Raw genomic sequence first — 14584 nt, forward strand, 5'->3', positions numbered from 1 at the left:
CGGGCGCCGCTATACACCCGTACCCCTTCACAAACAACACCCGTTGAACCGAATGTTTCGCATGCGAAAAGGGGCCGCCCGCATAGGACAGCCCCTTCGCCCGGTGCAAACCGACAGTTTTCAGGCCTTATTCGGCAGCTTCTGCAACCGCATTATCATCGGCGCGCGCCGCCTTGGTGGCTTCGCCCCACCAGATGAGCTGATTGAGCATTTCGGCCGCAGAACCACCGATCGACCCTTCAATCTCGGACATCGGCTTGTTCTGCTGGCCCAGTGGGTGAACTGCGAAGAAGTCGGCGCCGCCGATGTGAACGGCCGCACGGGTCGAAACCATCTGCAGCTCGACACCGATACCGCGCAGATGCTCGGTGGCGCGCGCAGCACCAACGGTGCCATAGCCGATGACGCCGAACGGCTTCTTGTTCCACTCGTTATAGGCCTGATCCAGCGCGTTTTTCAGCGCGCCGGTGATCGAGCGGTTATATTCGGCCACCACGAAGATGAAGCCATCATACCCGCCGACCTTCTGCTGCCAGGCAACGGCTTTGTCATTGCTCGACGGCATCCACAGATTGGATGCCATTTCATCGAAAAACGGCAGGTCGAAGTCGCGCAGATCAACGATCTCTGCGTCGATCTCGGGACGTTCATTGGCCTTTTCGAGGATCCACTGTGCCGGCACATCGCCGAAGCGGGTGGGACGGGTCGACGAGATAACAATACCGATCTTGAGCTTGGACATAGACTGCCCTCCTTAGTAACAAATCGTAACTGAGGCGATATATGTGCCTGTGACGATTTCGCTCAAGAGGGCACGTTGATGTCGTCCAGCGACACTTCCGTGCCCAGGTCACATTCATGTAAGTATAAGAAATTGCAGGTTTTCTGGCGCATTGGTGCAGGAATCGGTCTCTGCTCTGCCTGGACTTGGCAGGATCCGCGCACGAACTGTTATCCAGGATCGAACAACGACCTCAGCGTAGGGCGTCTATATAGCGTCGTGTTGCCTCGGCAAAACCCACCAGCAGGGCATCGGCCGTGATTCCATGCCCGATCGACGCTTCCGCTACACCCGGCACGGCGGCCTGAAAGGCTGGCAGGTTGGCCAGTGTCAGGTCATGCCCGGCATTCACGCCCAGCCCGGCGTCGAGCGCAAAGTGGCAAGTCTCGGCCAGAGCGGCCAGCTTCACCTTTGCCCGATCAGGATCATCAAAGCATGCACCATATGGGCCAGTGAACAATTCAATCCGGTCCGCGCCGGTCGCCTTTGCCGCAGCGACGCCTGCCGCCCCGGCGTCCGGGTCGCAAAACAGCGAAATGCGCCGATCCGGTCGCTTCAGCCGCTGCACAACCGATGTCAGAAAATTCCCCTTACCGGTAAAGTCCCAGCCATGGTCCGACGTGGCCTGGGTCGGATCGTCCGGCACCAGGGTAACCTGCTGCGGATTGACCCTCTCGATCAGTTCCAGAAAGTCCTCGCTGGGATATCCTTCAATATTGAATTCGGCATCCGGATATTCTGCCCGAAGCAGCGCGGACAACTCGAACACGTCGGTCCGCCTGATATGCCGTTCATCGGGGCGCGGATGAACCGTGACGCCGCTCGCCCCCGCATCGAGCACGACGCGTGCAATGCCGGTCACGCTCGGCCAGGGCAGGTCACGGCGATTGCGCAATTGCGCGACGGCATTTAGATTGACAGAAAGCAAAGTCATGGCAGGGACCCAAACTACGGTGTCCCTGCCATATACCAGACTGGGCGCCACGCCCAATCGAACCTTGTGATGAGAGCGATCAGCGGCCGAACTGCTACATGCCCTCCGGACCGCGATTGATCGCGGCCAGGCCTGTGCGCACCACTTCCACAAGACCCAGCGGCTGCATCAGGGCGATGAAGCTGTCGATCTTGGATGGCTTGCCGGTCACCTCGAACACAAAACTCTCGACGGTGGCGTCCACGATCTGTGCCCGGAAGGCATCGGCCAGCCGCAAGGTCTCGGCGCGATGATCGCCGGAGCCATTGACCTTGATCAATGCCAGCTCGCGCTCGAGATAAGCGCCTTCCGCCGTCAGATCGTGCACACGATGCACCGGAACCAGCCGTTCCAGCTGCGTCTTGATCTGCACCAACACCTTGGGCGTGGCGATCACCACAACAGTGATGCGACTAAGTCGCTTGTCGTGTTCGGTCTCGCTGACGGTCAGGCTCTCGATATTATAGCCGCGGGCCGAAAACAGCCCGACCACGCGCGCGAGAATGCCCGGCTCATTATCGACCAGCACGGAAAGGGTGTGGCGCTCGGTCTGCTGGGTTTCCTGGGTCAGGAAATAGGCCGAACCAGTCGGCTGCAAATGTGCGTTCATGTCTCGTGTCCTCCAGCGCTTAAACCAGCGCCCGTCCCTTCTCGTCGATGATGTCGCCGATATTGGCCGTATCGGGCAGGATGATTTCATTATGCGGCTTGCCCGATGGGATCATCGGCAGGCAGTTCTCGTCTTTTTCGACCAGCACGTCGAACAGCACCGGACCGTCATGGTCGAGCATGTCGGCAATGGCGGCGTCGAGTTCGGCGGGCGTGTCGCACTTGATGCCCTTGGCCCCATAGGCCTCGGCGAGCTTCACGAAATCAGGCAGCGATTCCGAATAGGAATGCGCATAGCGTGAGCCATGCAGCAGATCTTGCCACTGGCGCACCATGCCCATGCGCTCATTGTTGAGAATGAAAATCTTGACCGGCAGGCGATATTGCACCGCCGTCGACAGCTCCTGCATGGTCATCTGCACCGACGCTTCACCGGCAATGTCGATCACCAGCGCATCGGGATGCGCCACCTGCACGCCGACGGCGGCCGGCAGGCCATAGCCCATCGTGCCCAGCCCACCCGATGTCATCCAGTGGTTGGGCTTGTCGAAATGGAAATGCTGGGCCGCCCACATCTGGTGCTGTCCCACCTCGGTGGTGATGAACACCTCCTTGGACTGCTTCTTCGTCGCCTCATAAAGCCGCTGGATGGCCCATTGCGGCTTGATGGTGGTGTCCGAATTCTTGAAATTGAACGAGCCGACGGCACGCCATTTCTCGATCTGCTTCCACCAGGGCGCAATAGCCTCGGTGCGCGGCTGATTGGTCTTGGACCGCCAGACCCGGATCATTTCTTCGAGCACGCGATTGCAGTCGCCCACGATCGGCACATCCACATGGATGATCTTGTTGATCGAAGACGGATCGATATCGACATGGATCTTGCGGCTATTGGGCGAGAAAGCATCGATGCGCCCGGTAATGCGGTCATCGAACCGCGCGCCGATATTGATCATCACGTCGCAATCATGCATCGCCATATTGGCTTCGTAGCTGCCGTGCATGCCCAGCATACCCATCCATTGCGGATTGGAGGCTGGGAAGGCGCCAAGGCCCATCAGGGTCGAGGTCACAGGAAACCCGGTCAGTTCGGCCAGTTCGCGCAGATTGTCCGAAGCTTCCGGGCCCGCATTGATCACACCGCCGCCCGTGTAAAAGATCGGACGCTCGGCCTTGAGCATAAGGTCCACCGCCGCCTCGATGGCCGCGGCATCTCCATCCATCTGCGGCCGATAGGACTTGTGCCGCAACGTCTCGATCTCGGGCTTGAAATATTCGCCGACAGCGAACTGAATATCCTTGGGAATATCGACGACAACCGGGCCCGGACGGCCCGTCGTCGCGATGTGGAAGGCCTCGTGCATGATCCGCGGCAGGTCGGCCACGTTCTTCACGAGGTAATTGTGCTTCGTGCAGGAGCGGGTAATGCCGACCGTGTCGCATTCCTGGAAGCCGTCCGTGCCGATCAGCGTGGTCGGCACCTGGGCGGTGATGCAGACCAGCGGGATGGAATCCATCAATGCATCGGTGAGGCCGGTCACCGCATTGGTCGCGCCGGGGCCCGACGTCACAAGAACCACACCCGGCTTGCCGGTCGAGCGCGCATAGCCCTCGGCCATATGGGTCGCACCCTGCTCGTGGCGCACCAGGATGTGCTTGACGAAATCCTGCTGGAACATGGCGTCATAGATCGGCAGGGCCGCCCCACCGGGATATCCGAAGATGTGTTCGACGCCCTGGTCTGTCAGCGCCTGGATCACCATCTCCGCGCCGGTCATTTTCTCGGCCATTTGTCAGCCCTTCCTAAGTCTTCAGCCCGTCAGGGCTCTTCTTAACCCGCCGTTCTCCCGCCCGGCGGAAAAAAGGCAATAAAAAAGGCCCCGTTTGGGACCTGTTTTCGGCGCACCAGCATTCGCGCGGGGCTTTACCCCACGTTGCCGATGCGCCTGCCTACTACGAGAATGAGTGCCCGCACGGGACTGCTCCAAAAATTCTAGACGGCGCATTGATAAAAGCAGTGTCACGCTCAAGTCAAGTCGGCATGCATTTATCGCCCGCGCCGGTGCCGGATTCTCGTGCACGAGCACGTTTCCCGGCCAAATTGGGGCTGGCAGTCGTCCTGCGAGATGATAAGGCGGGACGCAAGATCATTCATGACAGTTTGGTGACATGAGTAAAAGCGCTCTCGACAAGGACCTGCAGCGAGTTTCGGGCCTGGAAACAGCCACCCATAACCTCAGCCGCTCCCTGGCCGCCCCTGGTGTCGCCCTGGTCTTCCTGCTGCTGGCGGGTGTCTGGGCCAGCTTCGCCGTCGGCCAGGGACCGGGAACCTATGTCGTGGTTATCGGCGCGCTCATCGCCGGATATATGGCGCTCAATGTCGGCGCCAATGACGTGGCCAATAATATGGGTCCCGCCGTCGGGTCGCGCGCACTCACCATGGTCGGTGCCCTGGCCATTGCCGCCGTTTTCGAGGCCTCCGGCGCCTTGCTGGCCGGCGGCGACGTCGTCAACACCGTCGCGCGCGATCTGTTGATCTCTCCGGAAATGGAAAGCCGCACCTTCATCATGGTGATGATGGCCGCCCTGCTCGCCTCGGCCCTGTGGGTGAACCTGGCTACTTATGTCGGCGCGCCAGTCTCCACCACGCATGCCGTCGTCGGCGGTGTCATCGGCTCCGGCATTGCCTCATCCGGTCTCGCCATCGTCAATTGGCCGACCATGGGCGCGGTTGCCGCCAGTTGGGTCATTTCTCCTGTTATGGGGGGCATAATTGCGGCCGTATTCCTGGCAGTCATCCGCGTGACCATCACCACGCGCCTTGACAAGATCACGTCAGCCCGCGTCTGGGTGCCCATCTTTGTTGCCGCCATGATAGGCATTTTTACCATGTATCTGGCGACCAAGGGCCTGAGCCGCATATGGAAACCGGGTTGGGGCGTCACCATCCTGCTTGGCATCTGCTTTACGCTGCTCGGCTGGGTCGCGGCCATGCCCTGGGTACGGCATCAATCCCGGCATATGGAAAACCGCAAAAAACACGTGGCCGCGCTTTTCCGCCTGCCTTTGATTGTTTCGGCGGCCCTATTGTCCTTCGCCCATGGCGCCAATGACGTTGCCAACGCCATCGGTCCCTTCGCCGCCATCGTCACGACCATCCAGACCGGCCATGGCGAGGTCGCGGGCATCGCCCTGCCCTTCTGGGTCCTGGCCATCGGTGCCATTGGCATTTCGTTGGGTCTTGCGCTGTTCGGCCCCCGGCTGATCCGCACCGTGGGCGAACAGATTACCAAGCTCAACGAAATTCGCGCCTTCTGCGCCGCTCTTTCGGCCGCCGTCACCGTGCTGATTGCCTCGGCTCTGGGCATGCCCGTATCCTCCACCCATATCGCCGTCGGCGCCGTCTTCGGTGTCGGGTTCCTGCGCGAATATATCTCGCGGCGCGATATGGAAGGCTCCGCCGTGCCGATCAATGCCCGCTTCATCGATCCCAGCCAGCTCAACGCGACACCGGAAGAAGCTCTCGCCAATGCCCGCCGGGCCGAGACCCGCATGCTGGTGCGGCGTCAGCACGTCTATTCGATAGCGGCGGCCTGGGTCATTACCGTGCCCGCCGCCGCACTGGTTTCGGCCATTCTCTATTTGGGCCTGAACCTGCTCATCAACTGATCAACTCGGCAAACGGCCAGCCGCGCCAGCGGGACTCTAGCCGGCCAGTAGACTATTATGCAGCGTCAGTGCCAGCCGCCCCATCGTCTGGTCAGCCAGCAGGCGGCGTGCTTCCGATAGCGTCGCCCAATGCCGCATCCGCTCGCCTTGTTCCTTGTATTCGTCGAGCTGCTGGGTCACCCGCAACGGGTAGAGATCGACGTCCACCAGCCCCACATTGTCTCCCCCAGCGCCCGTTCGATACGAACCGATCCTCTCATGTGAAATTTCGCCAATCACGCCGGCCTCTTCCTGCGCCTCAAGCGCAGCGCTGTCCCAGGCCGTCATGTTTGGCTCGATCGCGCCCTTGGGAAATATCCATTTGCCACCACGACGCGATGTAATCAGGAGAAAAGCCACGCGCCCTTCAATGATCGAATAAGGCAAGGCGCCGGACTGTCTCAGCGTCTCGGCGGTTTCGACCCGAGGGCTCCAGTGTTTCAGAAAATCGCGCATGTCGGTCGGCACTACATTTCGAGTTGGGCAGAGAATTCTAGCCCGTCAGATATCGCATATGATTGCAAGCAAAAGGGGCCCTAAAGGGCCCCTCGCACCGGGTTCTTCACCGTTTCCTGGAGAAACGGCGTCGAACCCTGCCAATCGCTAAAAAGCTTAGCTCAGCAGGGTCAGTTCGGTCGCGGAGACCTTGCCATCGCGGCCGGTCTGCAGCTCGAAGCTGACCTTGTCGCCTTCATACAGGCCCTGCAGGCCCGAACGCTGAACGGCGGAGATATGGACGAATGCGTCCTTTTCACCATTGTCGGGCGAGATAAATCCATAGCCCTTGGTGGTGTTGAAGAATTTCACGGTACCGGTGATAGCGGCCATCTGAATGGTCCTCTTGGTCTGTTATGTCGCCGGGGCGACGGAAGGGTTTATCCGGGACGTGCTTTTCCCGGACTTACGGTTCACGAGATCAGGAGGTAGCCAAGTTTCCGGCAAGGCCGGTCGTTCAGATAGCGCAAGACAAGTGGCACGTATGGTCTAATTATCTCTGTCTGCAATGACTTTTTCAAGGCCGTTGTGCTGGTTCAATAGAATATCTGCTCCTGCTCATAAGAACACCCGGCCGGGGGGCCGACCGGGTGTCTGGCGCCTGGGGGCGCTACGCCGCAGGGGGCGCTGCGGCTTGGCTGCGCGCAAATTATCCGCGCGGACAGGTATCGATATAGCGGGTGCCGTCGCGGCGCTCATAAACGCAGCGATCGCGGCTGGTCCCGTAATAGCCGAGGAGTTCGCCTGCGGCCGCACCGGCCACGGCGCCAATACCGGCGCCCACTGCCGTTCCCACGACATTGCCGCCGGTCGCAGTCGCGCCGATGATACCGCCACCAATGGCGCCCACCGTTGCACCCTGCTGGGTGGTGGTGCAGGCCGCCAGCGAAAGGGCCGTTGCGGCGATGATCAGGATTTTGTGCATGAAGTCCTCCAACGAAAAGCTCGCACGAACAAACGCACGTCTGCGTGAATGGTTCCGGGCCGGATTTAATCTTTGTTGATTCAAATCCGGGGCGCCATCAGCCCCCCGGCCAGAGTCAGCGCCAGCCAGCCCAGGATCATCAAACCACCGCCGACAGGCGCGGCCCCTGGAAACAAGGCGTGCCCGGCATATTCCCGCATGGCCAGGTCCGCCCCGAAGAGCGCCGTGCCCGCGCCAAGCACGGCCCCTGCCCCCATAAAGGCACGTCCCTGCGCCCAAAGCCCGAGGATAAGCAAAACCGGCGCATGGGCCAGAAACATGGTCGCCACCGCTGACAGGTTCCGACTTTCGCCATGCGAGGCCGATGCGGCCGCCGCCACACCTGCCGCCCCCATCAGGCCGGCAGAAACCAGCAACACTCGCCCAAACAATTTCGACATCGAAGGCTCCTGCGCCCGCGCTGGCTTCCGTCAAGCCACGGATTGGACTACAGCATGAGACGCGAGTGAGAGAAAAAACAATGAGCGACAACGTCGCGGCGGCCAATGCGGCGCCGCCAAGGTCCCGTTCCGTCAACGGCTGGGGCGCTGAATTCCGCGCCACCTTTGCCTTGGCATGGCCGCTGGTCATAGCCCAGATTGCCCAAAACGCACTTCAGGCTACCGACGTCATCATGATGGGATGGCTGGGACCAGAGGCCCTCGCCGCTGGAACGCTTGCCAACAGTTTCATCATGCCGCTTTTTCTCTTCGGTGTGGGTGTAACCGGCGCCGTAGCGCCACTGACCGCCCAGGCGCGCGGGCGTCGCGACATAAAGGCCATTCGACGCGTCGTCCGTCAGGGTTTCTGGGCTGCCATTCTGCTCGCTCTCCTGCTCGCGCCGATCATGCTGCAGATCAGGACCGTTTATGGCTGGCTTGGCCAGGACCCCGTGCTCGCCGCGCGCGCTGAGGAATATATCCAGATCGCCATTCTCATGCTGGCCCCTGCCATGGGCGTCATCGTGCTGCGCTCGCTCTTGTCCACATTCGACGCTACCCGAACAATTCTTGTCATCACGCTGGGTGGCGTTGTCGTCAACGCCATTGCCAATTACCTGCTGATGTTCGGAAATTTCGGCCTGCCGCGGCTGGAATTGCGCGGCGCTGCCATCGCCACAGTGTTGACCAACCTGTTTATGCTCGCGGTCATGCTGGCTTACGTGCTGCGCCATCGCCGTTTCAAACGGTTCAATATCCTCATCCGCTTCTGGAAGCCGGATTGGCCGCGCTTCCGGGAAATCTTTCGTATCGGCACACCCATTGGCCTGACCGTTCTTGCCGAAGTGGGTCTGTTTGCGGCCGCAGCCATTCTGATGGGCCGGCTGGGCACCGATGAATTGGCCGCCCACGCCGTGGCGCTGCAATGCGCGTCCCTCGCCTTCATGGTGCCGCTTGGCCTCGGCATCGCAGCCACTGTCCGCGTCGGCATTGCCTATGGACGCAAGAATATTGAAGGCATCCGCAAGGCGGGGTGGACCAGCTTTATGCTCGGCACGGGCTTCATGGCTGTCTCGGCGCTATCCTTCATTCTTTTCGGGCCAGCCATCGTCTCGGTCTTTCTCGACCCCAAACTGCCCGAGAACCAGAACGCCCTGGTCTTTGCCGCCACCTATCTGGCCATTGCAGGTCTCTTCCAGCTCGTCGACGGTGCTCAGGTCGTCGCAGCACATGCCCTGCGCGGCCTCAGCGACACCAAAGTCCCCATGCTCATGGCCATTTTCGGCTACTGGTTCGTCGGTCTGCCCATCGCCTGGCTATTCGGCTTTGCCCTGAACATGCGCGGCGTCGGCATCTGGCTGGGTCTGGCCGCCGGCCTCGCCTTTGTCGCGATGCTTCTGGTCGGCCGTTTCGCGCTCAGGGAGCGGCTGGGGCTTCTTCGGCAAATAGCCTAGAGCGACTGACCCTCGAGCCCGAGCCGAGGCCAATCTCCCATGCGGTTGCGGAACCAGGTGCGCTGGCGCTTGGCATATTGATGCGTCGCGATGGTCGCCAGCGCAATCGCTTCCTCGCGGCTATGCATCCCGTCCATCCAGTCCGATATTTCGCGCACGCCAATGGCCTTCATCACCGGCAGCGACGGATCGAGGTCCAGCGCCCGAAGCGCCTCGACCTCCTCCACCGCCCCACTGGCAAACATGGTTTCGAAGCGCCGGGCGATCCGCTCGCGCAGCACCTCGCGGTCCGGCGAGAGAACCATGCGCTCGATTGCCCAGCCTTCCAGAAGGCCCGGCTGCTGATCGTCCTGAAAACTCGACAGGGCCCGTCCAGTCGCCCGTTTGACCGCGATGGCCCGCGTCACCCGTTGCGGATCAGCCACCTTCAGCCGCCGGGCGGTTTCGGGATCCTCCGCCGCCAGCAAAGCCATACGTGCGCGCTCTTCGAGCACTTGAATCTCTTGCTGAACTTGAAGTGTCAGTTCCGGCGGAACCTCTGGTACATCGGCGAATCCATTTGTCAGCGCTTCAAAGTAAAGCCCCGTGCCACCAACAAAAATCAACTCGCGCTCAGGGTCGGTCGCGCCAATGACTTGACCGGCGGCACGCACCCATTGGCCGGTCGAAAACCGCTCCGAAGCTGGAACCGTGCCATAAAGGCGGTGTTCCGCCAACGCGTCGTCGTCGCCGTCGGGGCGCGCAGTGACGACACGCAATGTGTCATAGACCTGCATGGCATCGGCATTGACTATAACGCCGCCGCTGGCCCGCGCACGCTTGAGCGCCAGCGCCGACTTGCCGCTGGCAGTCGGACCCGCTATCAGCACAGCGCGCCTTTGGCCCATTATGCCTCTCTCCCGAAAGTTGTACCTGCCATGCCGGTTCTTTCTCTCATCGCCAATCCTGCCGATCCTGAACTGAGCGCGTCTCTGGCGCAGGCTGTGGTGGCCCAAACCGGCGGAGAACTCAACTGGCTAAACCACGGCGTGGCCTGCGACATTCTCGAACCGACCGCGCCTGACGCCCTCGAAGTGGCGCGGGACATCATCGGGACCACGGCCGTTGACGCCAATGTGGTGCCCAGCCAAGGCCGGCGCAAGCTGCTGCTGGTGGCCGATATGGACTCCACCATGATCGAGCAGGAATGCATCGACGAGCTTGCCGCAGCCCTCAACCTCAAGCCGCAAGTGGCTGAAATTACTGAGAAAGCCATGCGCGGCGAACTGGATTTTGCGCAGGCGCTGGATACCAGGGTGGCGCTGCTCAAGGGGTTGGAGCGCAAGGTGATCGAAGAAGTGCGCCGCGAGGCGATCACGCTTGCGCCGGGGGGGCGGGCGCTGGTGCAAACCATGAAGGCCTATGGCGCCTACACGTCCTTAGTGTCTGGTGGATTTACCTTTTTTGCCGACTACTTCGCCAAGCGCATCGGCTTTGACGAGGCCATTGCCAATGTCCTGGAGTTCGATGGCGAGCGCCTGACCGGCACGGTGAGCAAGCCCATTGTTGACAAGAATACCAAGCGTGAGCGGCTCCTGGAGCTCGTTCATGAACGGAACCTGAATGCCAGCCAAACTATGGCGGTGGGCGACGGCGCCAACGATCTCGACATGCTCGGCGTCGCCGGTTTCGGCGTGGCCCTGCATGCCAAGCCTGCCGTCGCCCAGGCCGCTGGCATCCGCATCGATCACGGCGACCTGACCGCCCTGCTCTACCTGCAGGGCTATGCTGATGACGAGTTCGTCCGATAGCTCATCGCGTCAAAGCAAAAAGGCCGGCGCGATTCCCCGCGCCGGCCTTTTTTGTTGACTGCTGACTGTCCGCCTATTGGGCGGTCGCCGGCGCGGTTTCTTCGGCCGGAGGCGGAAGCTCGGTGCCTATGGTCGGCTCCAGTTGCGATCCGTCTTCCAACTGCATGGTCGGCGCCGCGGTCTCCTCGATGCCCTTGCCGTCCAGCGCCTGCTCGTTTCGGTCCGTTACGCTCTGGGGCAAGGACTGAGGCGGCAGCGGCGTTCCAAAGGTTGTGCTAGCGGCAGGAATTTCGCCGTTCGAACCGAAATAGCGGAAGAACGCACTCTCCGGCGACAACACCATGGTGGTGCCGGTATCGCCCAAGGCCGCACGATAGGACTGCATCGACCGGTAGAACTCGAAGAACTCGGGATCCTGACCGAACGCAGCGGCAAAGATGCGGTTCCGTTCGGCGTCGCCCTGACCACGGATGATTTCCGCGTCGCGGGTCGCCGCCGCCACGATTTCGATGGCCTGACGATCAGCGATAGCGCGCAGACTTTGCGCCTGTTCCTGACCGCGGGCACGCAGCAGCGCAGCCTCGGCCAGACGCTCGGCACGCATACGCTCGAAGGTCGTGGCAGAGACTTCTGAATCGAGGTCAGTCCGCAGAATGCGGACATCCACAATATCGAGCCCAAGTTCGGCCAGATCGGACCGGATGAGTTCGCGGGTCTCCTGCATCATCTGGGCGCGCTGATCGGACAGGGCGTCGCTGAATTCACGCAGACCGTAGACCTGCCGCAGGGCGGCATCCAGGCTTGCGCCAATACGGGCCTCAGCTACCGACAATTGGCCGGTTGCACGCTCACGGAACAGCCGGGCATTGGAGATGCGATAGGTCAGGAAAGCATCGACCTGATAGAAGGCGTTGCCTGAGACCTGAACGCGCATATTGGCGATGTCATAGCGCAGCAGCCGATCTTCGATGATCTGCACACTGTCCACGAAATCGGTCGGAATCTTGAAGTAGAGACCGGGTTCGCTGCGAATGTCGGTAATCTGGCCAAAGCGGGTGACGATGGCCTGCTCGCGCTCGTTGACGATGTAGATCGAGGAGAACAGGACATAGAGAGCAGCCACGACGACCGCACCAATGATGAAAAGACGATTGGTCATGGTCAGTTCCCCGTCGAGCCAGAGGCGCGCGAGCGCAGTTCAGGCAGCGGTAGATAGGGCACGACGCCCGATCCCTGCGTTCCGTTCTCTATGATCACCTTCTCAGACCCGCCCAGCACTTCCTCCATGGTTTCAAGGAAGAGGCGCGTGCGTGTCACATCCGGCGCATTGACGTATTCGGCGTAGATCGAGTTGAAACGCTCCGCCTCACCGGTCGCTTCCTGAACCACGCGATTGGTGTAACCGGCAGCCTCTTCACGAAGGGCCGCCGCACGACCACGGGCATCACCCAGAAGGGTGTTGGCATAGGAACGCGCGTCTTCCTGCAGGCGGGTCTCGTCCTGGCGGGCACGCTGCACTTCGTTGAAGGCGTCAATCACCTCGGACGGCGGGCTGGCATTTTCGATCAACACCTGGCTGACCGTGACGCCCAGGCCGTAATTCTGCAGCGTATTCTGGGTAATGCGCAGCACGTTTTCCTGAATGCCGGCGCGATCGTCCGAATAGACTTCCTGCGCCGGACGGCGGCCAACCACTTCGCGCATAGCGCTTTCGGCCGCATAGCGGATCATGGATTCCTGATCGCGCACATTGAACAGATAGTCGATCGGCTCGCTGATATACCAGAAGACCGAGAACTGCACATTGACGATGTTCTGGTCGCCCGAAAGCATCAACCCATCGCTGACACTGGCCCGGGAGCCGCTGCCCACGCCGATCTGGGTCTGGTTGACAGTTGTGACCACGCGCTCGACCGTATCGATCGGCCACAGCATGAAATGCAGGCCCTGTCCCGACAGGTCGGGCTTGGGCTTGCCGAAACGCAGCTCAACACCTACTTCCTGAGGATTGATCTGATAGATCGAATTTACGCCCCAGAACGCCGCAACGGCCAGAAAGGCACCAACCAGCAGCCAACGGCCGCCCGGCAGACCGCCGCCGAATTGGGCGCGCCCGCGGTTCAGGATATCTTCGAGGTTGGGAGTGTTACCGCCCGGACGGCGTGGACCGCCGCCGCCTCCACCCGGCGCCTGGCCCCAGGGACCGCCATTATTGCGGCCGCCTCCGCCACCATTGTTCTCCCAAGGCATCGCATTCCTTTCGGTGTCTTCGAGAATTCTTTGTTGCCATATATAGGCAAGGTGGCCAGCCGATCAATGCGCGGTCCCGTGAATGCGTTCGTAAACCCTTATCGCATAAGCAGCCGGGTCCTTGTCTGAGCGAGGCACATCCGGCTCATCGACAACCCGCCAAATGCCCGGATCAATGGCCGGAAAATGCACATCGCCCTCCGGCGTGAGGTCGACATGGCTGATATAGAGCCGGTCTGCCAGGGGCATGGCCTGCGCGTAAATGTCGCCACCCCCGATGACCATGATTTCGTTCTGTTCGCTGGCTTCGGCCAGCCGCCGCGCTGCCGCCAGCGCTTCGGGCAGGCTATGGCGCACCAGCACACCCTCGGGCTGATAGTCATGCCGGCGCGTCACCACAATATGGGGGCGCCCCGGCAGCGGCTTAGGAAACGTCTCGAACTGCTTGCGTCCCATCACCATGGGCTTGCCCATAGTAGTCTGTTTGAACCAGGCAAAGTCAGACGGAATGCGCCAGGGAATGGACTGGTCCGCACCAATGACATTGTTGCGGGCAACGGCGGCAATGAGGGAGGTGATGATCATGCGAACATGATTAGCGGGTTTGGGGGCAGAGGGTAAGGGTGGTGGGAGAAGTGGGGTGGGGACCGGCGGGTTTGTGGGGACAGCGCAGGAAAACAGGCAGACATTTTTCTGCACGACTTCGACGGGAACTCGGGATTCCTTGCCGCGAGGACCGATGTCTTTCACGTGCCGGAGTGTATCCGTGATATGCAGGTGGAAGGGGCGTAAGCAGCCGCGATTTAAGCTATACCAGTCCCTTCAAATATAGGATAAGGTAACGTCGTTAATTCTAGTTGACTCAACAGAGGAACTGAAGAATGACGCCAACGCAAACTGAAATCCACATTACTGAGCTTGCTGGTTATAAGCTACCAAAAGAAGTTCAGGATTTGCTGAGAGACGACCTGCTAAACGGCAAGGGTTACGATGCTTGCCATCGAGCAATTCAGGCCCAGACTGGCATTTGGATTCCGGAGCTAGAACAGCCCTTTAAGGATCTTGACGCTCTTCTGGGGCTTCCCCCATACGACAAATAGTCGACATTACTTATGTTGTT

16 protein-coding genes are annotated in these 14584 nt (G+C 60.7%); 4 read left to right on the forward strand and 12 right to left on the reverse strand.

Features of this window, described 5'->3' with window-relative positions:
- Positions 1-127: 127 nt before the first annotated feature.
- The 4 genes from V8Z65_RS10855 to V8Z65_RS10870 form a co-directional block, all read right to left on the reverse strand.
- Positions 128-742, reverse strand: a complete 615-nt coding sequence (locus V8Z65_RS10855; RefSeq protein ID WP_338719884.1) for an NAD(P)H-dependent oxidoreductase — start codon at positions 740-742, stop codon at positions 128-130.
- A 232-nt stretch (positions 743-974) separates the two neighbouring features.
- The gene (locus tag V8Z65_RS10860; protein WP_338719887.1) at positions 975-1715 is read right to left on the reverse strand and encodes a pyridoxine 5'-phosphate synthase; all 741 of its coding nucleotides are present in this window, start codon (positions 1713-1715) and stop codon (positions 975-977) included.
- 94 nt (positions 1716-1809) lie between these two features.
- Positions 1810-2364: an acetolactate synthase small subunit gene (gene ilvN, locus V8Z65_RS10865; protein WP_338719890.1), complete on the reverse strand. Its 555-nt coding sequence runs from the start codon at positions 2362-2364 to the stop codon at positions 1810-1812.
- Between the two features lie 19 nt (positions 2365-2383).
- Positions 2384-4153, reverse strand: coding sequence for an acetolactate synthase 3 large subunit (locus tag V8Z65_RS10870; RefSeq protein ID WP_338719892.1), 1770 nt, complete (start codon positions 4151-4153; stop codon positions 2384-2386).
- A 379-nt stretch (positions 4154-4532) separates the two neighbouring features.
- Here V8Z65_RS10870 and V8Z65_RS10875 point away from each other — a divergent pair, with 379 nt between their 5' ends.
- Entirely contained in the window at positions 4533-6032 is a 1500-nt protein-coding gene (locus tag V8Z65_RS10875; protein ID WP_338719894.1) for an inorganic phosphate transporter, read from the forward strand.
- A 36-nt stretch (positions 6033-6068) separates the two neighbouring features.
- Here the strand turns inward: V8Z65_RS10875 and V8Z65_RS10880 are convergent, their stop codons facing one another.
- The 4 genes from V8Z65_RS10880 to V8Z65_RS10895 form a co-directional block, all read right to left on the reverse strand.
- Positions 6069-6527, reverse strand: a complete 459-nt coding sequence (locus V8Z65_RS10880) for an NUDIX hydrolase (protein ID WP_338719896.1) — start codon at positions 6525-6527, stop codon at positions 6069-6071.
- A 156-nt stretch (positions 6528-6683) separates the two neighbouring features.
- Positions 6684-6899, reverse strand: coding sequence for a cold-shock protein (locus tag V8Z65_RS10885; protein ID WP_035087182.1), 216 nt, complete (start codon positions 6897-6899; stop codon positions 6684-6686).
- 316 nt (positions 6900-7215) lie between these two features.
- Positions 7216-7491 carry a hypothetical protein gene (locus tag V8Z65_RS10890; protein ID WP_338719905.1) on the reverse strand — a complete coding sequence of 92 codons (276 nt, stop codon included), beginning with the start codon at positions 7489-7491 and terminating at the stop codon, positions 7216-7218.
- An 80-nt stretch (positions 7492-7571) separates the two neighbouring features.
- Positions 7572-7931: a DUF423 domain-containing protein gene (locus V8Z65_RS10895; RefSeq protein ID WP_338719906.1), complete on the reverse strand. Its 360-nt coding sequence runs from the start codon at positions 7929-7931 to the stop codon at positions 7572-7574.
- 80 nt (positions 7932-8011) lie between these two features.
- On the opposite strand from V8Z65_RS10895, the gene V8Z65_RS10900 reads away from it, so the two are divergent.
- A complete protein-coding gene (locus tag V8Z65_RS10900; RefSeq protein ID WP_338719907.1) occupies positions 8012-9424 on the forward strand; it encodes an MATE family efflux transporter in 1413 nt (470 codons plus the stop codon).
- Here V8Z65_RS10900 and miaA read toward each other — a convergent pair.
- Positions 9421-10311 (reverse strand): tRNA (adenosine(37)-N6)-dimethylallyltransferase MiaA, encoded by an 891-nt coding sequence (gene miaA, locus V8Z65_RS10905; protein ID WP_338719909.1) that lies wholly within the window; start codon positions 10309-10311, stop codon positions 9421-9423. The genes V8Z65_RS10900 and miaA overlap by 4 nt on opposite strands.
- A gap of 30 nt (positions 10312-10341) precedes the next feature.
- On the opposite strand from miaA, the gene serB reads away from it, so the two are divergent.
- Complete coding sequence (gene serB / locus V8Z65_RS10910) at positions 10342-11214, forward strand: phosphoserine phosphatase SerB (RefSeq protein WP_338719911.1); 873 nt, start codon at positions 10342-10344, stop codon at positions 11212-11214.
- A 73-nt stretch (positions 11215-11287) separates the two neighbouring features.
- Here serB and V8Z65_RS10915 read toward each other — a convergent pair whose 3' ends face one another.
- From V8Z65_RS10915 to V8Z65_RS10925, 3 genes are all read right to left on the reverse strand, one after another.
- Positions 11288-12373, reverse strand: a complete 1086-nt coding sequence (locus V8Z65_RS10915) for a protease modulator HflC (protein WP_338719913.1) — start codon at positions 12371-12373, stop codon at positions 11288-11290.
- A gap of 2 nt (positions 12374-12375) precedes the next feature.
- Positions 12376-13464: an FtsH protease activity modulator HflK gene (hflK, locus tag V8Z65_RS10920; protein WP_338719915.1), complete on the reverse strand. Its 1089-nt coding sequence runs from the start codon at positions 13462-13464 to the stop codon at positions 12376-12378.
- Positions 13465-13527: 63 nt separating this feature from the next.
- The gene (locus V8Z65_RS10925) at positions 13528-14049 is read right to left on the reverse strand and encodes a dihydrofolate reductase (protein WP_338719916.1); all 522 of its coding nucleotides are present in this window, start codon (positions 14047-14049) and stop codon (positions 13528-13530) included.
- A 296-nt stretch (positions 14050-14345) separates the two neighbouring features.
- On the opposite strand from V8Z65_RS10925, the gene V8Z65_RS10930 reads away from it, so the two are divergent.
- On the forward strand, positions 14346-14564 hold the full coding sequence (locus V8Z65_RS10930; protein WP_338719917.1) for a hypothetical protein: 219 nt from the start codon (positions 14346-14348) through the stop codon (positions 14562-14564).
- Positions 14565-14584 lie beyond the last annotated feature (20 nt).

This window comes from Devosia sp. XK-2, assembly GCF_037113415.1.
Classification (GTDB): Bacteria; Pseudomonadota; Alphaproteobacteria; order Rhizobiales; family Devosiaceae; genus Devosia.